Genomic DNA, 19,670 nt, shown 5'->3' on the forward strand with positions numbered 1-19,670 from the left:
CAGATTTACCTTCAACGCATTATTTCCTGCCTATATTCACCCGAGCAGAGTTTCCCTACCCTGCCCTGGTGATAACCAGCGATTAATAATCTTTCAGGATGTCCTGCAACGGCGCCATTAATAAATCGCCGCGCCAGCCGCTGATTAATTCAGGGCGACTCTCGCCGTCCTTCAGTTTCCAATGCCAGTTCAACAATTGGTTAATTTGGCGACGGGATGCCAGCAGCTCGCTGCTCAACCCGCTTTGCTCGCTGACGGTGGCGATAGCGGCCTTGATGTCCTTAAACACCTTCTTGTAGCCCGGCTGATCGATAAGGTTAGCCAACGGCGCCGGCAAATCGGACTCCTCCAGCGCTTCGGCTTCGGCCACCAGCGCCAACAGCGTTTTGCCGTGATAACGGATCTCCGGCCCGCTCAGGCCCAGCGAATCCAGTTCTCCCAGCGAAGACGGCATAAAGCGCGCCACCTGCCACAGGTTCTCCTCGCGAACCACGAAGTTCACCGCCAGATCGCGCTCGCGCGCCTGGCGCAACCGCCATTCCGCCAACTTCTGCAGACACCCAAGCTGACGCGGGCGCAACTGCCAGGCATTGCTGATTTCGCGATAGGCCACTTCCGGCGCCAGCGCCTCGCTACGGCGTTGGCACAGCAGCAAGCACTCGTTATTGGCCGCAGCGGTCCAGCCGGCCTCTTCGGTCTCCTGCACCAGCTGTTTGGCCATCGGCAGCAGGTAGAACACGTCGGCGGCCGCATACACGCACTGTCTTTCAGTCAGCGGGCGCGCCAGCCAATCGGTGCGCGACTCGCTCTTGTCCAGTTCAACCTTCATGTACTCCGCCACCAGCGTCGCAAAGCCGCAGGAGAGCGGCCGACCGGTAAAGGCCGCCAAGATCTGAGTGTCGATCATCGGCGTCGGCAGCGTTTTAAAGGCGTTGAGAAACACTTCAAGATCTTCACTGCCGGCATGCAGAAACTTCACCACGGCGGTGTCGGCCAGCAGCTCGACAAACGGTTGCCAGTGCTTGATCGGCAGAGGATCGATAAGGGAGAGTTGTTCACCGTCGTAAAGCTGGATCAGGCCCAGCTGCGGATAGTAGGTACGCGTTCTGACAAACTCGGTGTCCAGCGCAACCTGGGCATGCTTTCTCGCCTGCTCGCAGACCTGCTGCAATCCGGCATCGGTAGTGATCAACTGATAATTCAAAACATCATTCTCTTGTAGGATTCAAACACAACAACGCCGGCATTCACCGGCGTTGTTGATAGGCTGACGCGAGAGCAAAACCTAGGCGGCATCGGCCGGCTTAGGCGCTTTTTGCTCATCGCGCAATTCTCGCCGCAAAATCTTGCCGACGTTCGACTTCGGCAGTTCATCGCGGAACTCAACAATTTTAGGCACTTTATACCCGGTCAGGTGGCGTCGGCAATGGGTCAACAGCTCTTCCTTGGTCAGCGAGGCGTCTTTCTTCACCACGCAGATCTTCACCGTTTCGCCGGAGACCTCGCTGGGCACGCCGATTGCCGCACATTCCAGCACTTTCGGGTGCTGGCTGACCACATCTTCAATCTCGTTCGGATACACGTTGAAACCCGAGACCAGGATCATGTCTTTCTTGCGGTCGACGATGCGCACAAATCCCTGATCGTCCACGGTCACCACATCACCGGTCGCCAGCCAGCCGTCTTTCAGCACTTCGTCGGTGGCATCCGGGCGCTGCCAATAGCCTAACATAACTTGCGGCCCTTTGACCCACAGTTCGCCCGGCTCGCCCGGCGGCACGTCATGGCCGTTGTCGTCCACCAACCGAATGTCCGTCGACGGCACCGGCAGACCGATGCTGCCGCTGTAGTGTTTAAGATCGTAAGGGTTGCCGGCCACCAGCGGCGCGCACTCCGTCAGGCCGTAACCTTCCAGCAGGTGTTTGCCGGTGGTTTTCTCCCACTTCTCGGCCACCGATTTTTGCACCGACATGCCGCCGCCGACCGAGAAACGCAGCGTAGAGAAATCGAGCTTGTGGAAGTCTTCGTTATTCAGCAACGCATTGAACAGCGTATTCACCCCGCTCATGGCGGTGAACGGGTATTTGCCCAATTCTTTCACCAACCCCGGAATGTCACGCGGGTTGGTGATCAGCAAATTGCGCCCGCCCAGATCGATAAACAGCAGGCAGTTCACCGTCAGCGCGAAAATGTGATACAGCGGCAGCGCCGTCACCACCAGCTCCTGCCCTTCACGGAACAGCGGCGAATAGGCGGCCTTGGCTTGCTCAAGGTTGGCCTGCATGTTGCGGTGAGTCAGCATCGCCCCCTTCGCCACCCCGGTGGTGCCGCCGGTGTATTGCAGGAAAGCCAGATCGGCATTAATGATGTCCGGTTTTACATATTGCAAACGGCGGCCGCGCTGCAGCGCGCTGCGGAAGGAAATGGCGTCCGGCAGATTGTATTTTGGCACCAGACGCTTAACGTATTTGACCACGAAGTTGACCAACGTGCCCTTGGCAGCCGACAGCTGATCGCCCATGCGCGTCAGGATCACGTGTTTGACCTGGGTGTTGAACACCACTTTTTCCAGCGTATGGGCAAAGTTGGAGACGATGACGATGGCGCTGGCGCCGCTGTCGTTCAACTGGTGCTCCAGCTCGCGCGGGGTATACAGCGGGTTGACGTTGACCACCACCATGCCGGCACGCAGAATGCCGAACAGGGCAATGGGATATTGCAACAGGTTAGGCATCATCAGCGCGACGCGGTCGCCCTTCTTCAGGCCCAGCTCATTTTGCAGGTAAGCCGCGAAAGCCCGGCTGCGTTCTTCCAGTTTGCGGAAGGTCATCACCTCGCCCATATTGATAAAGGCGGGCTGATCGGCATAGCGCTGCACGGCATGCTCAAACATTTCGATCAACGACGAATAGCGATCGGCATCAATCTCTGCGGGCACATCTGCCGGATACCGTTTTAACCAGACCTTATCCAAGGTATTACTCCTGAAATCATTACTAATTATCATCGCAGCCCTCAAACTCGCAGCCTAACCATAACAATATTTTAACTCAGCAGACCAGTTCGGGTTTTAAACATTACTCAGGTTGCGATGTACGTCACTAATTGTCGGATATTCCTTATCCCAAAAAACAAAAGGGCGGCCTGAGCCGCCCTGTCAAATTTGTTCACATCAAGCGTATGTTACTCGGTTACGATGGTTTGCACCTGTGCCGGGCCGGGGTTGTACCAGCCATAGCCTGCGCCCCAACCGGGTCCCCACGGGCCACCGCGCCAGCCCCAAGGGCCCATCGGCGCAGGCGGCATCACCACCTGCTGTACCAGATGCCAGCGCTTGAAACCGGTCACGTTCATCGTTACGAAGCGATATGGCGTCATGCCGATCCGCCCCTCTTTCAGGCCGGTGATAGGGCCGACGACGGTCACCAGTTGGCCTTTGAAATCGACCGGTTCGAGGAAGCCGTTCACCGTGGCCAGCAAGCGGCCGTTCGACGGTTCGCCCAGTATCGGCCGCGCACCGCTGTCGAGCGGCACCGCCGCGATCTCCAGCAGCGTGCGCCCTTGTTCGTTGGCGACGTTCACCACGGTGCCGCCGAAGCGGGCTTCCGCGCCGGTAAACAGGTTCGGTGCATTTTGTACCGAGGAAAGCTGAGTCACCGGCGAAGGGCTGGAGCCTTTGATCGCATCCGGTACGGTGACGCACCCGGTCAGAACCAGCGCGCCGCAGGCGACGGCCAGCAGCGACAGCTTTTTACTTGCAGTGCGGATTAACATGGTCGCAATCTCCTGAAATGCCTGTAACTTTGACCGCGTTTCAGCGCTCAAGTTGCAGGCCTTCATCGCCCGGCATCAACATCAGCACAATAACGCCGCGATTACTCGCGGCCCGGCAGTTTTTTCCAGGTCACTTCATTGCGCAGGTAGGTCGGCTCGGCGTTTTCCACCGCCACCGCCAGCCCCTGTTGCCAGGCGTGCAGCGCCAGCGGCAGCATGTCTTCCGCCTGCGGCAACAGCATCTGGCCGTCGCGCACGCTCAGCGTGGAACCGTTGACCAGATCGGGGTAGGTTTGCCAGCCGGTGCCGACGTGGGCCCATTCGCCCTGCAGGCGCTGTGCGCGCTCGAGCGCCTGCGCCGGCGACAGCACCGCCTCGCCTTCGCTTTCCAACCAACGGCCGTCGGCCTGACGTTCGAACTGCCCCCAGTAGACCTCGCCCATGCGCGCATCGATCGCCGCCAGCACACGCTCCGCGCCGCTGACGCGCCAGGCGCCCTGCGCCATGGTTTGCAGCGTAGAAACGCCAATCATCGGCAGATCGGCGCCCAGCGCCAGGCCCTGAGCGATGCCGATGCCGATGCGCACCCCGGTAAAACTGCCGGGGCCGCGGCCGAAGGCCAGCGCATCGAGCTGGTTGAGCGCCAGGCCGGATTCCGCCAGCACCTGCTGCACCATAGGTAAAATACGTTGCGTATGCTCGCGTGGGCACAGCTCAAACAGGGCGTGGATTTCGCCTTGATTCCAGACGGCGACGGAACAGGCTTCCGTCGCGGTATCGATCGCTAAAATTCGCGTGGACATGCCAACCTCTGGCGGGAATAAAACTGGGTTTTTCATACAGGGCGCGCATTGTAGCACAGCCCCGTAAGCCCTTCATCTTTCACGTGGCCGACGTATCAGCGGCCTGCAAGAAGGCGATCGCCTGCTTCAGATCGCGGGTACGCGGCGTAGGCGGCAGGCTATTGAGGAACACCTCGCCATAAGGGCGCATCACCAGACGGTTATCGCAGATCACCAGCACGCCGCGATCGTCGGTATCGCGGATCAAACGGCCCACCCCCTGTTTCAGGGTGATGACCGCATCCGGCAACTGCACGTCATTGAACGGATCGCCGCCGCGCAGGCGACAATCTTCAATGCGCGCCTTCAGCAGCGGATCGTCCGGTGAGGTAAACGGCAGCTTATCGATGATCACGCACGACAGCGCATCGCCACGCACGTCCACCCCTTCCCAGAAGCTGCTGGTCGCCACCAACAGCGCGTTACCGGCGGCGACGAACTGCGCCAGCAGTTGCCCTTTGCTGGTTTCCCCTTGCAATAAGACCGGCAGCGTCATCGTGGCGCGGAACTCTTCCGCCAGCTCGCGCATCATCTGGTGCGATGTGCACAAGAAGAAGCAGCGGCCGTTGTTGGCTTCGATTAATGGGCGCAGCATGCGCGCCAGCTGGCGCGCCCCGCCGGGCTGATTCGGCGAAGGCAAAAAGCGCGGCACGCACAGCAACGCCTGTTTGGCATAGTCGAACGGGCTCGGCAACAGCAGCGTTTTGGCCTTGGTCAGCCCCAGCCGTTCGGTGAAGTGACCCAACTGATCGTTAACCGACAGCGTGGCCGAGGTAAAGATCCAGCTGCCCGGCTTCTCGTCCAGCATTTCGCGGAAACGATCGGCCACCGTCAGCGGCGTCAGCGCCAACACGAAGTGGCGCGAATTGCACTCATACCAATAGCTGTAGCCCGGTTCCGTCACCGCCTTGAGGCGTTTGAGACGCGCGCGATACAGCGTGGCGCGCTCAAAGGCGGCGTCCAGCAGCGCCGAACGCCCCAGCGACAGTTTCATGACGTCATAACACAGCTCCAGCGCGTCATCGAGCAGCAACAAAGCGCGCTGCACGTTCGGTTCGCCGAGCACATCCCGCAGGTTGCCGCGAAAACCCGGCTCCCCCAGATTCAGACGGAAATCTTGCGTGCTCAGGCTGAGACGGTCGGCGCTTTTTTGCAGTTGGGCGGCATCGCGCACCTCGGTGCGGTAGGCGATGGTGATGTCCTTCGCCAGATCCAGCAGTTGGCGGCTGGTGAGCTGCTGGCCGAAATACTGGCTGGCGATGTCGGGAATTTGGTGCGCCTCATCGAAAATCATCACCTCGGCTTCCGGGATCAGCTCGGCGAAGCCGCCCTCTTTCACCACCATATCCGCCAGGAACAGGTGATGGTTCACCACCACCACATCCGCATCCATCGCGCGGCGGCGCGCTTTGACCACGAAGCAATCCTGATACAGTGGGCAGTCGCTGCCGAGACAGTTGTCATTGGTGCTGGTCACCAATGGCCAGACGAAGCTGTCTTCCGCCACTTCGCTGCAGGTGCTGATATCACCCTCTTTGGTCTGCGACGACCACTTGCGCAGTTGCACCAGATCGATCAACGTCTGCCCCGCCAGCTCCCCGCCGGCCATCGACTGTTGCTCAAGACGCTCCAGACACAGGTAGTTGGAGCGCCCCTTCAGCAGCGCCAGCTTGCCTTTGTACTTCAGCGCCTTGGCGACGGTGGGCAGATCGCGCGCATACAGCTGATCCTGCAGCGCTTTCGAACCGGTGGAGATGATCACTTTGCGATCGGCACGCAGCGCCGGCGCCAGATAAGCGAAGGTTTTGCCGGTGCCGGTGCCGGCTTCCACCACCAGTTCCTGCTTGAAATTGATCGCTTCGGTAACGGCTTGCGCCATCTGCCGCTGCGGCTCACGCGGTTTGAATCCCTTGATAGCCTGCGCCAATGCGCCGTCTGTTGCAAAATCGTCTGTCACGCTGTCTCTCTGCCGGTGTCATTCAGCGGTGATTATGCCAAGCCTGCCGCCCGGCTACCACCCACTTTATCGCCGCGCTTTTTCATCACCGGCTGTGCTACCCTTAGCGGGACTATGATATGGAGATAAGCAAATGAATATCGAAAGAATTGATCCCGATCAGCGCTGGTCCGAAGCCGTGGTGCACAACGAGACCGTTTACTACACCAGCGTGCCGGAGAATCTGGACGATGACGCGACCGCGCAGACCGCCAACGCTCTTGCCGCCATCGACGTGCTGCTGGAACGCGTAGGGTCGGACAAAAGCCGTATTCTGGATGCCACCATCTTCCTGGCCAATACCGCCGACTTCGCCGCGATGAACGCCGCCTGGGACGCCTGGGTCGTCGCCGGCAGCGCGCCGGTGCGCTGCACCGTGCAGGCTCAGCTGATGAATCCGAAGTACAAGGTGGAAATCAAAATCATCGCCGCGCTGTAAGCCTCGCGCAGACGAAAAAAAACCGCAGACGGCAACGCCTGCGGTTTTTTATTGCCCGCTATCAGGACAGTTTGAGGATCACCATCCCCGTCAACAGCAGCGCCAGGCCAATCCAGCCTTTGGCGTTCAACCGCTGGCCGAACATGATCCAGCCTGCGGCGATGGTGGCGGCGATACCGAAACCGCCCCACAACGCGTAAGCGATTGACAGATCGATGCCCTTTACCGCCTGCGCCAGGGCGCTGAACGCACCGAGTACCGACAGCAGCGACAGCAATCCCAGCCAAATTTTACGGAAACCGTCCGACATCTTCAGGAAGATGTTGGCGATGATTTCCAGCACGATGGCCAATCCCAGGAACCCAATGTGGTACAACTCAAACTGTTGCATGGTTGTCACCTCGCGGGCTGACCTGTTTTCGCTCTTTGCGGGTACCGGATTTCACCAGCATGATACCGGCGATCAGCGTAGCCAGACCCAGTACCTTCAGCGCCGAAATGGGCTCGTCGAACCACAGCACGCTGAACAGGGTAATGAACAGAATGCCGATACCTTCCCACAGCGCATAAGCCACGCCCAACGCCACGCGTTTTACCGCTACTGACAGCAACACATAAGACGCGGTGATCATCACGTACATCACGATATGCCCGATCATGCCGCCATTGACGCTGGCGTATTTCATCGACAAGGTGCCGATGATTTCGGTCATGATGGCCAAACCTAAAAAGATCCAATAAATCATAATTTTTCTCCCAAACGGCGAATAACGCGCGCCAAGGCATATTTATCCCGATTTATCTCGTCGAACGGCCGCAGTACGGCGCGCAAGACGCAGAGATCCCTGGGGATAAACTGACCCAAACGCAAAAAGAATGTTTGCCCGGCTGAACGGTAGAGCGAAGGCGTAAGCCCGCTACCAGCACCGGTTAAGGGAGAAAGACGCTATAGCTCGCTGCACCAGTGATGCTCACTGGCAAGGATCGCAGACAGGAAGAGTTGGCACGTAGAGGTTCTGAGGGTAGTTCCGTTAATAGTCATCATAATAGTTCTCTATTATCAGCCGCACACCGTGCGATTTGCCCAATATCCTCATAAAAGTAAAATTTTCAACTGAGATATTTTTACCATAGCCAAAATAAGAAAGCAAACTGCCGTTTTCATAAAAAAGCAGAAAAAAACGGGTTAAAAATAAGAAAGTTAATCGCGATAAAAATTAAAAAAGGCCCAACGGAGCGTTGAGCCTTGCGAGATCCGCGGGTGAGCAAATAAGCGCCAACCCCAGGCCTGGCGCGGGTTACAACGCGGCGCCGCTGACGGCGCTGCGCGCCAGTTCAGTGATGCGCGCGTAGTCGCCGCTTTCGAGCGCATCGGCCGGCACCAGCCAGGAGCCGCCGATGCACAGCACGCTTTTTAGCGCCAGATAATCGCGGTAATTGTTCGGCGTAATGCCGCCGGTCGGGCAAAAGCGCACCTGCGGGAACGGGCCGCCGATCGCCTGCAGCGCCTTAACGCCGCCGTTGGCTTCAGCCGGGAAGAATTTGAATTCGCGCAGGCCGTAATCCATGCCCAGCATCAGTTCAGATACGGTGCTGATGCCCGGGATCACCGGGATTGACCCCGCCGTCGCCGCCTGCAGCAAAGCGTCGGTCAGCCCCGGGCTGATGGCGAACTGCGCCCCGGCCTCGGTCACCTCCCGCAGCTGCTGTGGATTGATCACCGTACCGGCGCCGATGATCGCCTCCGGCACCTCTTGGGCGATAGCGCGGATAGCCTCCAGCGCACAGGCGGTGCGCAGCGTCACCTCCAGTACCCGCACGCCGCCGGCAACCAACGCTTTCGCCAGCGGCACCGCCTGTTCCAGCGTGTTGATCACGATAACAGGCACCACCGGCCCCGCCGTCAGGATCTGTTCAGCGCTGGTTTTCCAGTTTTTCATCATTCTTTCTCCATTACTCGCGGTTAACAATGGCACGCCCCTGCCACAGGGCTCCGCGCAAACGCGCGAACGTCCGGCCGTACCGTAAGTGATGTGGCCCACGCGCAGATCGCAGGCAAAAAAAAAGCCGGCAGACGGGCTGCCGGCATTGCGCATTACTCGAACTCGTTCCAGGAACGGCCGTCGCGGGTGATCATCGCCACCGAGGCCACCGGCCCCCAGGTGCCCGCCTGATAAGGCTTAGGCGCTTCGTTGTCGGCTTTCCACGCGTCCATGATGGAGTCGACCCACTTCCAGGCCTCTTCCACTTCGTCACGGCGCACGAACAGCGCCTGAATGCCGCGCATGGTCTCCAGCAGCAGGCGCTCGTAGGCGTCCGCCACGTGCTCCTGGTTGAAGGTTTCCGAGAAACTCAGATCCAGCTTGGTAGTCTGCAGGCGGTGCTTGTGATCCAGCCCCGGCACCTTATTCAACACCTGAATTTCGATGCCTTCGTCCGGTTGCAAACGAATGGTCAGCTTGTTTTGCGGCAGCTGCTGATAAGAGTCGCTGAACAGGTTAAGCGGCGGATTCTTGAAGTACACCACCACTTCCGAGCATTTGGTCGGCAGACGTTTACCGGTACGCAGATAGAACGGCACCCCGGCCCATTGCCAGTTGTCGATGTCCACGCGGATGGAAACGAAGGTCTCGGTGCTGCTGCTCTTGTTCGCCCCTTCTTCTTCCAGATACCCCGGCACTTTCTTGCCCTGGACGAAACCGGCGGTGTACTGACCGCGCACGGTGGTTTCCCGTACATTGGTCTGATCGATGCGGCGCAGCGAACGCAGCACCTTCACCTTCTCGTCGCGGATACGGTCGGTGGTCAGATCCGCCGGCGGCGACATGGCGATCATGGTCAGGATCTGCAGCAGGTGGTTCTGGATCATGTCGCGCATTTGGCCGGCCTGATCGAAGTAGCCCCAGCGCCCTTCGATGCCCACCTCTTCCGCCACGGTGATCTGCACCGAATCGATGGTGCGGTTGTCCCAGTTGGACGCGAACAGCGAGTTGGCGAAACGCAGCGCCAACAGGTTCAACACCGTCTCTTTGCCGAGGTAGTGGTCGATGCGGTAGACCTGGGACTCGTTGAAGAACTCCGCCACCTGATCGTTGATCACGCGGGAGGACGCCAGATCGGTGCCCAACGGTTTCTCCATCACCACGCGCGCCGGCTCATGGTTCAGCTTGGCTTCGCCCAACCCTTTGCAGATGGCGCCGAAGGTGCTTGGCGGCATGGCGAAGTAGTTGATGGTGGTGCGATGCTTCTGATCCAGCATTTTACCGAGTTTGGTAAAGTTCTTGCTGTCGTTGACGTCCAGATTGCAGAAGTCCAGTCGCGCGCTCAGCGTGGCCCAGAGTTCGTCATCCAGTTTTTCCTTCATGAAGGTGCCAAGCGCTTCCTTGACCACTTCGGTATAGGCTTTTTTATCCCACTCCGCGCGGCCGACGCCGATGATCCGCGTATCCGGGTGGATGTGTCCGGCTTTCTCTAACTGGTACAGGGAAGGCAGCAGCTTACGGCGCGCCAAATCACCTTTCGCGCCGAAAATAACCAGGTCACACGCCTGGGCTGTAGAGGTTACCGCCATGTTCATCTCCTCGTTGCAGGATATTTGTAATTTTCTTACATTACTAATGTACTCTGTTTGACTACGGCCAGCAAACCCGGCGCAGAAGCAGAAAAAAGACGTTAAGATCTCAGTGGTAGCGCCACTGCGCGCCGGCGCCCTCACAGGCGGGCAAAACTGTAATTTTTCGTCTTTTTTGACGCTCTGTTACCATTATGAAAGTTAGACACAGGTCATATTCTGGTGAAAAAAGCCTGCATACGCCCTGTCGAGACTGCCAACGGTTACCAGCACGTAGTATATTTTCACTAAACCGGCATTGATATCTCCTTTGTTTGCAATCGACATACCCTATCGATTTCAGGTTACAGCCGCTCGTTTGGCGTCTGCTTGCACGGCGAACACGGGCGAAATTCGGCGCTGTTGCTTGAAAGCCACAGGGATAAAACCATGAGTGACTCTCGTTATATGAATACGCTGGACAAAATCCAGAGCCATCTGGAGCTCCTGAGCAAATCTGAAAGGAAAGTCGCCGAGGTGATCCTGGCCTCCCCGCAGACCGCCATTCACTCCAGCATCGCCACGCTGGCGCGCATGGCCGACGTCAGCGAACCCACCGTCAACCGTTTTTGCCGTCGCCTTGATACCAAAGGCTTTCCCGACTTCAAACTGCATCTCGCCCAAAGCCTGGCTAACGGCACGCCCTACGTAAACCGCAACGTCGAGGAAGATGACAGCGTCGATTCCTACACCAGCAAGATCTTCGAATCGGTGATGGCCAGCCTGGATACAGTAAAGGCAAATTTGGATATTGCCGCAATCAATCGTGCGGTTGACCTGCTCACCCAGGCAAAAAAGATCTCTTTCTTCGGTCTGGGCGCCTCCGCCGCCGTGGCCCACGACGCGATGAACAAATTTTTCCGCTTCAATATTCCGGTGGTCTACTTCGATGACATCGTCATGCAGCGCATGAGCTGCATGAACTCCGGCGAGGGCGACGTGGTGGTGTTGATCTCTCACACCGGCCGCACCAAGAACCTGGTGGAAATGGCCCACCTGGCGCGAGAAAACGACGCCACGGTACTGGCTATCACCTCGCGCGACACCCCGCTCGCCCAGGCGGCGACCCTCGCGTTGCTGCTCGACGTGCCTGAAGACACCGACGTTTACATGCCGATGGTGTCGCGGATCGCGCAATTAACGCTCATTGACGTGCTCGCCACCGGATTTACCTTGCGCAGAGGGGCTAAATTCAGAGATAACTTGAAGCGGGTCAAAGAAGCGCTCAAAGAATCGCGCTTTGATAAAGGCGTAGTCATTCCCAACAGTTTTGACTCGTAACCCGACGAAGAAAAAAGTCGCCGTTCAACAGACATTTGAATGGCGACATCAGAGGCTGTACCCTGTTAATACGCTCATGCGGGTAACCCGGGTGAAATATCAGTGTTGTAAAATTACATTTCACGCCTGGTTTCGTTATCCGACGTTATCGCAACACCAATATTTGCTTCACCAGTCAACGGAGTAATACATGTCCAGACGGCTCAGAAGAACCAAAATCGTTACCACCCTGGGTCCGGCTACAGACCGCGACAATAATCTGGAAAAGATCATTGCCGCCGGCGCCAACGTAGTTCGGCTTAACTTCTCCCACGGCAGCCCGGAAGATCACCAGGCTCGCGCAGACAAAGTGCGCGAAATCGCTGCCAAACTGGGACGTCACGTCGCTATCCTTGGCGATCTGCAAGGGCCGAAAATCCGCGTTTCCACCTTCAAGGAAGGCAAAATCTTCCTCAACGTGGGCGATAAATTCCTGCTGGACGCCAACCTGTCAAAAGGCGAAGGCGATAAAGAAAAAGTCGGTATCGACTATAAAGGCCTGCCTGCCGACGTCGTGCCGGGCGACGTCTTGCTGCTCGACGACGGCCGCGTTCAGCTGAAAGTGCTCGAAGTTCAGGGCATGAAAGTGTTTACCGAAGTCACCGTTGGCGGCCCGTTGTCCAACAACAAGGGCATCAACAAACTCGGCGGCGGCCTGTCGGCCGAAGCGCTGACCGAAAAAGACAAGGCGGACATCGTCACCGCCGCCAAGATCGGCGTCGACTACCTGGCGGTCTCCTTCCCGCGCACCGGTGAAGATCTGAACTATGCTCGCCGCCTGGCGCGCGACGCAGGCTGCAACGCCAAGATCGTGTCCAAGGTTGAGCGCGCCGAAGCGGTCTGCAGCGACGAAGCGATGGACGACATCATTATGGCCTCCGACGTGGTGATGGTCGCCCGTGGCGATCTGGGCGTCGAAATCGGCGATCCGGAGCTGGTCGGGATCCAGAAGAAACTGATCCGCCGCGCCCGTACTCTGAACCGCGCGGTGATCACCGCGACTCAGATGATGGAGTCGATGATCACCAACCCGATGCCGACCCGCGCCGAAGTCATGGACGTGGCCAACGCCGTGCTGGACGGCACCGACGCCGTCATGCTGTCGGCGGAAACCGCTGCCGGCCAATACCCGGCGGAAACCGTGGCGGCGATGGCGCGCGTTTGTCTGGGCGCCGAGAAGATCCCGAGCATCAACGTTTCCAAACACCGTCTGGACGTGCAGTTCGACAATATCGAAGAGGCGATCGCCATGTCTTCGATGTATGCGGCCAACCACCTGAAAGGCGTCACCGCGCTGATCGCCATGACAGAGTCCGGCCGCACCGCGCTGATGATGTCACGCATCAGCTCCGGCCTGCCGATCTTCGCCATGTCGCGGCATGAGCACACGCTTAACCTGACCGCGCTGTATCGCGGCGTGACGCCGGTGTATTTCGACAGCCATAAAGACGGCGTCATCGCCGCCAACGAAGCCGTCAATCGCCTGCGCGACAAAGGCTTCCTGGTCTCCGGCGATCTGGTGATCGTCACCCAGGGCGACGTGATGGAAACCGTCGGCACCACCAATACCAGCCGTATCCTGCGCGTCGAGTAATTCACGCCGCAGACGAAATGCCGGCCGGCCCACCTAGGCCGGCATTTTTTTGCTCTGACACTGCCATTACGACGGAGAACGCCATGCTCCACCAGCACAATTCCGCCTCGGCCTGTGATGAGCTCGAGCTCGATGGACGCGGCCTGACGCAGCTCGACGAATCGCTGTTTGCCGGCCACGCGCTGCGCAAGGTCAGCCTGTACGACAACCGGCTGACGGTCTTCCCTACTTCCCTATTCCGGCACCAGAACCTGCAGGTGCTGAATATCTCCTGTAATCAGCTCGAGCGTCTGCCGCCGGAGATAGGTCAGTTGCAACAGCTCGAGATGTTCGATTTTGGTCACAACCGCGCGAGCGAACTGCCTGAAACATTGGGGCAGCTGCACCGGCTGAAATACCTCTACCTGAGCGATAACGGCTTTAGCGACCTGCCGCGTGCGCTGGCGCAACTGCAGCAGTTGGTTTACCTCAACGCGACCGATAACCAGCTGACCGCCTTGCCGCAGGCAATACCGAGGCTGGCGGCGTTGCAGGAGCTGCGTTTATACAACAATCGCATCCGCAGCCTGCCCGACGAAATCGGGCAACTGCGCGCGCTGCGCGAGTTGCATATCATGAAAAATGCCCTGACCACGCTGCCGGCGGAAATGGCTCTGCTCGGCGAGCTTGAGATACTCGATGCGGCCAACAATGCCATCACCGAACTGCCGGCAGCCTTCTGCCGCCTGCCGCGATTGAGCGAGCTGAACCTGCGTTTTAATCAACTGACGCGCCTGCCGGAAAATATCGGTGAGCTCACGGCGCTGAGAAGTCTGGATCTGCGCGCCAACCGCCTGAGCGATCTGCCGGAAAGCCTCGGTGAACTGAGCCGGCTGCGCAAGCTGGATCTGCGCTGGAATGATTTCACCCACACGCCCAACGTCATTGAGATCCTGCGGGCGCGCGGCTGTATGGTGCACATCTGAAGTGACGCCGGCCAGGGTGCGGCCCGACCGGCGTTAGCGGTAGATAGGATTAACGATACAGATCGTCGCGCGAGTAGGGTTCAATCTCCCCTTCCTTGCGCGTCTTCAACAGTTTGAGGATCCAGGTGTACTGCTCAGGGTTCGGGCCCACCAGATTCTCCACCTCTTCGTTCATGCGGCGGGCAATGCGCGGATCGTCCGCTTCGGCCAGATCGTCCATCGGCTCGCGAATATAGATATCCAGCATGCTGGTTTTGCCGTCGTATACCGGGAACAACGGCACGATCGCCGCACGACACACTTTCATCAACCGCCCGACCGCCGGCAACGTCGCCTTATAGGTGGCGAAGAAGTCGACAAACTCACTGTGCTCAGCACCGTGATCCTGATCGGGCAGATAGTAACCCCAATATCCCTGGCGAACCGAACTGATAAACGGTTTGATGCCGTCATTGCGCGCGTGCATGCGGCCGCCGAATTTACGACGCACGGCATTCCACAGGTAGTCGATCAGCTGATTGCGCTGATTGTGGAACATCGCCGCCATCGGTTGACCGCGCGCGGCCATCAACATCGCCGGCACATCCACCGCCCAGCCATGTGGCACCAGGAAAATCACGTTACGCCCTTCCGCGCGGATCTTGTCCAACACCTCTTCACCGTGCCAACGCACGCGCTTGAGCACTTTTTCCGGTTTGGTGCAGGCCAGTTCCGCCATCAGCACCATCGACTGCGGCGCACAGGCGAACATCTGGTCGATAATGTGCTCACGCTCGCTTTCCGGCAGTTCCGGCAAGCAATACAGCAGGTTGATGCGGGCACGACGACGCGCCCCTTTCGCCAGCTTGCCGGCCAGTGTGCCGATCGCCCCCAGCACCGGATCGCGCAGGCGCGCAGGCACCAGCGAAACGCCGGCCATCAGGCCGGTTCCCAGCCACACGCCCCAGTAGCGCGGGTATAAAAAGGCTTTTTGAAACTGCGGGATGAACTCTACGTTCGATTTCTTCTCGTTTTGCATGCACATGCTCTTCGCTTAGCAATTCGGCTAATCATAATTGCCATCACCAATTTTGCAATTAACAACCGCGAACCGCCCAGATAAAACAGCATCGGCCCGCAATCAGGCCGATGAAATTAACGGCGCCGGAGCGCCGGAATAAGGGGGACGTTAATCCAGTTGCAGCTGAGGAACCACTTCCTTCACCTGCGCCAGATAATCGCTGCGGTCTTTGCCGCTCAGGCCTTCGGAACGCGGCAGCTTGGCCGTCAGCGGGTTCACCGCCTGTTGACCGGTCCACAGTTCAAAGTGCAGGTGCGGCCCGGTGGAACGGCCGGTGTTGCCGGAGAGCGCTATGCGATCGCCACGCTTCACCTTCTGGCCCGGTTTCACCAGCAGCTTTTTCAGGTGCATGTAGCGCGTGGTGTATTGGCGGCCGTGGCGGATCGCCACATAGTTGCCGGCTGCGCCGCTGCGCTTGGCGATCACCACCTCGCCGTCGCCGACCGCCAGCACCGGCGTGCCGACCGGCATGGCAAAATCGACGCCTTTGTGCGGCGCCACGCGGCCGGTCACCGGGTTCACACGGCGCGGGTTGAAGTTGGAGGAGATGCGGAACTGTTTCATGGTCGGGAAACGCATGAAGCCGCGTGCCAGGCCAGAGCCCTGGCGATCGTAGAACTTGCCGTCCTCGGCGCGGATCGCATAGTAATCTTTGCCGCCCGTGCGCAGACGCACGCCCAACAGTTGGCTTTGCGATTTCTTGCCGTCGAAATGTTCGCGCGACATCAGCACGGAGAACTGGTCGCCCTTGCGCAGTTTGCGGAAATCGAGCTGCCATTGCAGCGCCTTGATCACCGCATTGATTTCGTTACGGCTCAACCCGGCGTCGCCGGCGCTGCTGACGAAGCTGCCGTTAACGCGGCCGCTGATCACGTTGTTGCGCCATTCGCCCTGCTGCGCCTCTTTCGACTCTTTGAAGCTGTTGCCGACGCGATCGTAGGTGCGGGTTTCTCGACGAGAAACTTCCCAGGTCAACTGCTGCAGATCGCCCGCTTCGTTCACGGTCCACGACAGCTGTTGGCCGATCTTCAGGTTGCGCAGATCGCGGTTTTGCGAAGCCAGCAGCGTGACATCCGACATATCGATGCCGTACTGCGTCAGAATGCTGCCGAGGGTATCGCCGGTGGAAACCACATATTCATGCACGCCATCATCGCCGGCATCCTTCTGGTCCAGCTCATCCTGCGGGATTTCGTCATCGGGGGTGGGTTGGTCGGCATCTATCGGTTCACTGGCTTCGGGGAGCAATGACCGCAACTGGCTGGATTCTAACTCGACGCTCTTGGCGATGGGATTGTGTTCTGGGTGGTAAACAAAAGGCCGCCAAACAGCGACGGCCAATGTGACGACTGTCAGCGACCCCAGCATGACGCGGTGGGGCCGTGGCAGGTTGTTATACGCCAGAGCGATAGTTCGGACTATCTGCTGCACTCGATATTATCCTCATAAGCTTACTTCAGGCAGCTCACGTACTGGCTTGACAACTGTGTCAGGAATTTCCCGTAGCTGTCCTTCCCCAGCGCGATGCCGATGCCCAGCGGGTCCAGCGTTCCGGAACGCACAGTGGTACCCTTGGCGACGGCATTGATTACGGCCGGCCTGAATTGTGGCTCAGCAAAAACGCATACCGCTTTCTGCTCAACCAACTGTGTTCGAATTTGGTGTAGGCGCTGTGCTCCAGGCTGAATTTCGGGATTGACGGTAAAATGGCCCAACGGACTCAAACCGTAGTGTTTCTCAAAGTAGCCGTAAGCATCATGAAAAACAAAATAACCCTTACCTTGCACAGGCGTAAGCATGTTACCAACATTTTTGTCAGTTTGCGTCAGCAGATTCTCGAACTGGCGCAGGTTTGCGTCTAATTTGTCCTTATTTTGCGGCATAAGTTCCAACAATCTGTCGTGAATCGCGATCGCGGTCACTTTTGCCACCTCCGGCGACAGCCAAACGTGCATATTGTACTCGCCGTGATGATGCCCATGATCGTCATCAGCATGGTTATGCGCCTCGCCTGCATGATCATGATCGTCGTCATCTTCGCCTTTCATCAGCAGCGGCTTCACCGCGGGCAGTTCGCTGATGGCGAGTTTGCGGGTTGCCGAGATAGGCACCAGCGCCTTGGTCAGGAACGCTTCCATGTCCGGTCCGACCCACAGCACCAGGTCGGCAGAACGCAAACGCTGAATATCGGAAGGCCGCAGCGCGAAGTCGTGCGGCGAAGCGCCATCCGGCAGCAGCACCTCGGTCGGCGTCACGCCGTCGGCGATAGCCGAAGCGATAAAGCCCAGCGGACGAATCGTCGTCACCACCGCCGCGGAAGCGCTGCTCAGCGGGCCGGCCATCACGAGTGCGCTGGCCAGCAGCGTGCGCTGCAGCCATTTATTTTTCTGTGCCATCATCAGTAATCCCATCGTTTTCATCAACAAGGTGTGATATTATAACATTCGCTTCGTTCTGCAACCTGTAATCTCGAGATGTCTACACTGATAACGCTAAAAAATATCTCCGTCGCCTTCGGCAGCCGCAAGGTGCTGTCGAATATTTCCCTCAGCCTGCAGCCTGGCCGCATTCTCACCCTGCTGGGCCCGAACGGCGCGGGTAAATCCACGCTGGTGCGCGTAGTGCTGGGATTGGTAAAACCGACCGCCGGCACGCTGGAGCGTGAGCCCGATCTGCGCATCGGCTACGTGCCGCAAAAGCTGCACCTCGACGCTACCCTGCCATTGACCGTCAGCCGCTTTATGCGCCTGAAACCGGGCGTAAAGAAAGCCGACATTCTGCCGGCGCTCAAACGCGTGCACGCCGCCCACCTGCTCGACCAGCCCATGCAAAAGCTCTCCGGCGGCGAAAACCAGCGCGTGCTGCTGGCGCGAGCGCTGCTGAATAAACCGCAGCTGCTGGTGCTGGACGAACCCACGCAAGGGGTGGACGTCAATGGCCAACTGGCGCTGTACGATCTGATCGATCAACTGCGCAAGGAGCTGGGGTGCGCCGTGCTGATGGTCTCGCACGATCTGCATCTGGTGATGGCGAAAACCGACGAGGTGTTGTGCCTCAATCAGCACATCTGCTGCTCCGGCGCGCCGGAGGTGGTCTCGATGCATCCCGAATTCATCGCCATGTTCGGCAACCGCGGCGCAGAGCAGCTGGCGGTGTATCGCCACCATCACAACCACCGTCACGACCTGCAGGGAAGAATTGTCTTGAAGAAAACCGGGAGCCGCGAAGCATGATCGAATTGTTACTTCCCGGCTGGCTGGCCGGGGTGTTGTTGGCCGGCGCCGCCGGGCCGCTGGGCTCCTTTGTGGTCTGGCGCCGCATGTCCTACTTCGGCGATACCCTGGCGCACGCCTCGCTGCTCGGCGTCGCCTTTGGTCTGCTGCTCGACATTAACCCCTTCTATGCGGTGATCGCCATTACGCTGCTGCTGGCCCTGGCCCTGGTGTGGCTGGAGCGCCGCCCGCAGCTCTCGGTGGATACCCTGCTCGGCATTCTGGCGCATAGCGCCCTGTCGCTGGGACTGGTGGTGGTGGCGTTGATGTCCAACGTGCGGGTCGATCTGATGGCCTATCTGTTCGGCGATCTGCTGTCGGTCACGCTGAGCGACATCGTGATGATCGCCGGCGGCGTCGCCGTGGTGCTGTTGGTGCTGTGGTGGCAATGGCGCGATCTGCTGTCGATGACCATCAGCCCTGAGCTGGCGCACGTCGACGGCGTCAATCTGGCGCGGGCGCGCACCGTGCTGATGCTGATCACCGCCTTGACCATCGGTCTGGCGATGAAATTCGTCGGCGCGCTGATCATCACCTCGCTGCTGATCATTCCGGCGGCCACCGCTCGCCGCTTCGCGCGCACGCCGGAGCAGATGGCGGGCATCGCGGTGCTGCTCGGGATGGTGGCGGTTACCGGTGGCCTAACCTTCTCGGCGTTTTACGATACGCCTGCCGGCCCTTCGGTGGTGCTCTGCGCCGCCGTGCTGTTCACGCTGAGCCTGTTTAAAAAACAGCAGGCTTGATTAAAGCCGGGATATGACAAGGGCCGCATCTGCGGCCCTTTCTTGTTGGTTGGCG

At 58.8% G+C, this 19,670-nt stretch carries 18 protein-coding genes; 6 read left to right on the forward strand and 12 right to left on the reverse strand.

Translation table 11 applies throughout. From position 1 onward, the window contains the following. Positions 1-82: 82 nt before the first annotated feature. The 5 genes from rnd to ACSBQS_RS09915 form a co-directional block, all read right to left on the reverse strand. Positions 83-1,204 carry a ribonuclease D gene (gene rnd, locus ACSBQS_RS09895; RefSeq protein ID WP_033650951.1) on the reverse strand — a complete coding sequence of 374 codons (1,122 nt, stop codon included), beginning with the start codon at positions 1,202-1,204 and terminating at the stop codon, positions 83-85. Positions 1,205-1,285: 81 nt separating this feature from the next. Then, positions 1,286-2,974, reverse strand: a complete 1,689-nt coding sequence (gene fadD, locus ACSBQS_RS09900) for a long-chain-fatty-acid--CoA ligase FadD (RefSeq protein ID WP_342163284.1) — start codon at positions 2,972-2,974, stop codon at positions 1,286-1,288. A 209-nt stretch (positions 2,975-3,183) separates the two neighbouring features. Next, complete coding sequence (locus ACSBQS_RS09905; protein WP_021503867.1) at positions 3,184-3,774, reverse strand: Slp family lipoprotein; 591 nt, start codon at positions 3,772-3,774, stop codon at positions 3,184-3,186. Between the two features lie 101 nt (positions 3,775-3,875). After that, positions 3,876-4,577 (reverse strand): tRNA (adenosine(37)-N6)-threonylcarbamoyltransferase complex dimerization subunit type 1 TsaB, encoded by a 702-nt coding sequence (gene tsaB / locus ACSBQS_RS09910; RefSeq protein WP_033643345.1) that lies wholly within the window; start codon positions 4,575-4,577, stop codon positions 3,876-3,878. 79 nt (positions 4,578-4,656) lie between these two features. After that, positions 4,657-6,573: an ATP-dependent DNA helicase gene (locus ACSBQS_RS09915; RefSeq protein ID WP_004932318.1), complete on the reverse strand. Its 1,917-nt coding sequence runs from the start codon at positions 6,571-6,573 to the stop codon at positions 4,657-4,659. Positions 6,574-6,706: 133 nt separating this feature from the next. On the opposite strand from ACSBQS_RS09915, the gene ACSBQS_RS09920 reads away from it, so the two are divergent. Beyond that, on the forward strand, positions 6,707-7,051 hold the full coding sequence (locus ACSBQS_RS09920; RefSeq protein WP_004932322.1) for a RidA family protein: 345 nt from the start codon (positions 6,707-6,709) through the stop codon (positions 7,049-7,051). A gap of 61 nt (positions 7,052-7,112) precedes the next feature. On the opposite strand, the gene mdtI is transcribed toward ACSBQS_RS09920, so the two are convergent. From mdtI to zwf, 4 genes are all read right to left on the reverse strand, one after another. Beyond that, a complete protein-coding gene (gene mdtI, locus ACSBQS_RS09925) occupies positions 7,113-7,442 on the reverse strand; it encodes a multidrug/spermidine efflux SMR transporter subunit MdtI (RefSeq protein WP_016927446.1) in 330 nt (109 codons plus the stop codon). Then, a complete protein-coding gene (gene mdtJ / locus ACSBQS_RS09930) occupies positions 7,429-7,797 on the reverse strand; it encodes a multidrug/spermidine efflux SMR transporter subunit MdtJ (RefSeq protein WP_004932327.1) in 369 nt (122 codons plus the stop codon). The genes mdtI and mdtJ overlap by 14 nt, the downstream gene beginning before the upstream one ends. A gap of 552 nt (positions 7,798-8,349) precedes the next feature. Next, positions 8,350-8,991 (reverse strand): bifunctional 4-hydroxy-2-oxoglutarate aldolase/2-dehydro-3-deoxy-phosphogluconate aldolase, encoded by a 642-nt coding sequence (locus ACSBQS_RS09935; protein ID WP_187048923.1) that lies wholly within the window; start codon positions 8,989-8,991, stop codon positions 8,350-8,352. 155 nt (positions 8,992-9,146) lie between these two features. Beyond that, on the reverse strand, positions 9,147-10,622 hold the full coding sequence (gene zwf / locus ACSBQS_RS09940; RefSeq protein ID WP_033643346.1) for a glucose-6-phosphate dehydrogenase: 1,476 nt from the start codon (positions 10,620-10,622) through the stop codon (positions 9,147-9,149). A 447-nt stretch (positions 10,623-11,069) separates the two neighbouring features. Here zwf and ACSBQS_RS09945 point away from each other — a divergent pair, with 447 nt between their 5' ends. From ACSBQS_RS09945 to ACSBQS_RS09955, 3 genes are all read left to right on the forward strand, one after another. After that, on the forward strand, positions 11,070-11,942 hold the full coding sequence (locus ACSBQS_RS09945) for a MurR/RpiR family transcriptional regulator (protein ID WP_033643347.1): 873 nt from the start codon (positions 11,070-11,072) through the stop codon (positions 11,940-11,942). 190 nt (positions 11,943-12,132) lie between these two features. Then, a complete protein-coding gene (gene pyk, locus ACSBQS_RS09950; RefSeq protein ID WP_353440159.1) occupies positions 12,133-13,575 on the forward strand; it encodes a pyruvate kinase in 1,443 nt (480 codons plus the stop codon). An 83-nt stretch (positions 13,576-13,658) separates the two neighbouring features. Next, positions 13,659-14,540 (forward strand): leucine-rich repeat domain-containing protein, encoded by an 882-nt coding sequence (locus tag ACSBQS_RS09955; protein ID WP_197666127.1) that lies wholly within the window; start codon positions 13,659-13,661, stop codon positions 14,538-14,540. 49 nt (positions 14,541-14,589) lie between these two features. Here the strand turns inward: ACSBQS_RS09955 and lpxM are convergent, their stop codons facing one another. The 3 genes from lpxM to znuA form a co-directional block, all read right to left on the reverse strand. Next, positions 14,590-15,558, reverse strand: coding sequence for a lauroyl-Kdo(2)-lipid IV(A) myristoyltransferase (gene lpxM, locus ACSBQS_RS09960; RefSeq protein ID WP_042785718.1), 969 nt, complete (start codon positions 15,556-15,558; stop codon positions 14,590-14,592). A gap of 150 nt (positions 15,559-15,708) precedes the next feature. Next, positions 15,709-17,031, reverse strand: coding sequence for a murein DD-endopeptidase MepM (gene mepM, locus ACSBQS_RS09965; protein ID WP_033643350.1), 1,323 nt, complete (start codon positions 17,029-17,031; stop codon positions 15,709-15,711). 20 nt (positions 17,032-17,051) lie between these two features. Beyond that, positions 17,052-17,996: a zinc ABC transporter substrate-binding protein ZnuA gene (znuA, locus tag ACSBQS_RS09970; RefSeq protein ID WP_033644289.1), complete on the reverse strand. Its 945-nt coding sequence runs from the start codon at positions 17,994-17,996 to the stop codon at positions 17,052-17,054. A 78-nt stretch (positions 17,997-18,074) separates the two neighbouring features. On the opposite strand from znuA, the gene znuC reads away from it, so the two are divergent. Together znuC and znuB are read left to right on the forward strand one after the other, a co-directional pair. Further along, entirely contained in the window at positions 18,075-18,833 is a 759-nt protein-coding gene (gene znuC / locus ACSBQS_RS09975; RefSeq protein ID WP_004932357.1) for a zinc ABC transporter ATP-binding protein ZnuC, read from the forward strand. Further along, positions 18,830-19,615 carry a zinc ABC transporter permease subunit ZnuB gene (gene znuB / locus ACSBQS_RS09980; protein WP_172755978.1) on the forward strand — a complete coding sequence of 262 codons (786 nt, stop codon included), beginning with the start codon at positions 18,830-18,832 and terminating at the stop codon, positions 19,613-19,615. Before znuC ends, znuB begins: the two co-directional genes overlap by 4 nt. The last annotated feature ends 55 nt before the right edge of the window (positions 19,616-19,670 follow it).

Source organism: Serratia sp. H402Y, assembly GCF_051172415.1.
Classification (GTDB): domain Bacteria; phylum Pseudomonadota; class Gammaproteobacteria; order Enterobacterales; family Enterobacteriaceae; genus Serratia; species Serratia ureilytica.

Bases quoted from the DNA above. Each gene is read 5' to 3' on its own strand.
- ACSBQS_RS09905 (WP_021503867.1), bottom strand. From the start codon at position 3,774: ATGTTAATCCGCACTGCAAGTAAAAAGCTGTCGCTGCTGGCCGTCGCC.
- tsaB (WP_033643345.1), bottom strand. From the start codon at position 4,577: ATGTCCACGCGAATTTTAGCGATCGATACCGCGACGGAAGCCTGTTCC.
- ACSBQS_RS09920 (WP_004932322.1), top strand. From the start codon at position 6,707: ATGAATATCGAAAGAATTGATCCCGATCAGCGCTGGTCCGAAGCCGTG.
- mdtI (WP_016927446.1), bottom strand. From the start codon at position 7,442: ATGCAACAGTTTGAGTTGTACCACATTGGGTTCCTGGGATTGGCCATC.
- mdtJ (WP_004932327.1), bottom strand. From the start codon at position 7,797: ATGATTTATTGGATCTTTTTAGGTTTGGCCATCATGACCGAAATCATC.
- ACSBQS_RS09935 (WP_187048923.1), bottom strand. From the start codon at position 8,991: ATGAAAAACTGGAAAACCAGCGCTGAACAGATCCTGACGGCGGGGCCG.
- zwf (WP_033643346.1), bottom strand. From the start codon at position 10,622: ATGGCGGTAACCTCTACAGCCCAGGCGTGTGACCTGGTTATTTTCGGC.
- ACSBQS_RS09945 (WP_033643347.1), top strand. From the start codon at position 11,070: ATGAATACGCTGGACAAAATCCAGAGCCATCTGGAGCTCCTGAGCAAA.
- pyk (WP_353440159.1), top strand. From the start codon at position 12,133: ATGTCCAGACGGCTCAGAAGAACCAAAATCGTTACCACCCTGGGTCCG.
- ACSBQS_RS09955 (WP_197666127.1), top strand. From the start codon at position 13,659: ATGCTCCACCAGCACAATTCCGCCTCGGCCTGTGATGAGCTCGAGCTC.
- lpxM (WP_042785718.1), bottom strand. From the start codon at position 15,558: ATGCAAAACGAGAAGAAATCGAACGTAGAGTTCATCCCGCAGTTTCAA.
- znuA (WP_033644289.1), bottom strand. From the start codon at position 17,996: ATGGCACAGAAAAATAAATGGCTGCAGCGCACGCTGCTGGCCAGCGCA.
- znuC (WP_004932357.1), top strand. From the start codon at position 18,075: ATGTCTACACTGATAACGCTAAAAAATATCTCCGTCGCCTTCGGCAGC.
- znuB (WP_172755978.1), top strand. From the start codon at position 18,830: ATGATCGAATTGTTACTTCCCGGCTGGCTGGCCGGGGTGTTGTTGGCC.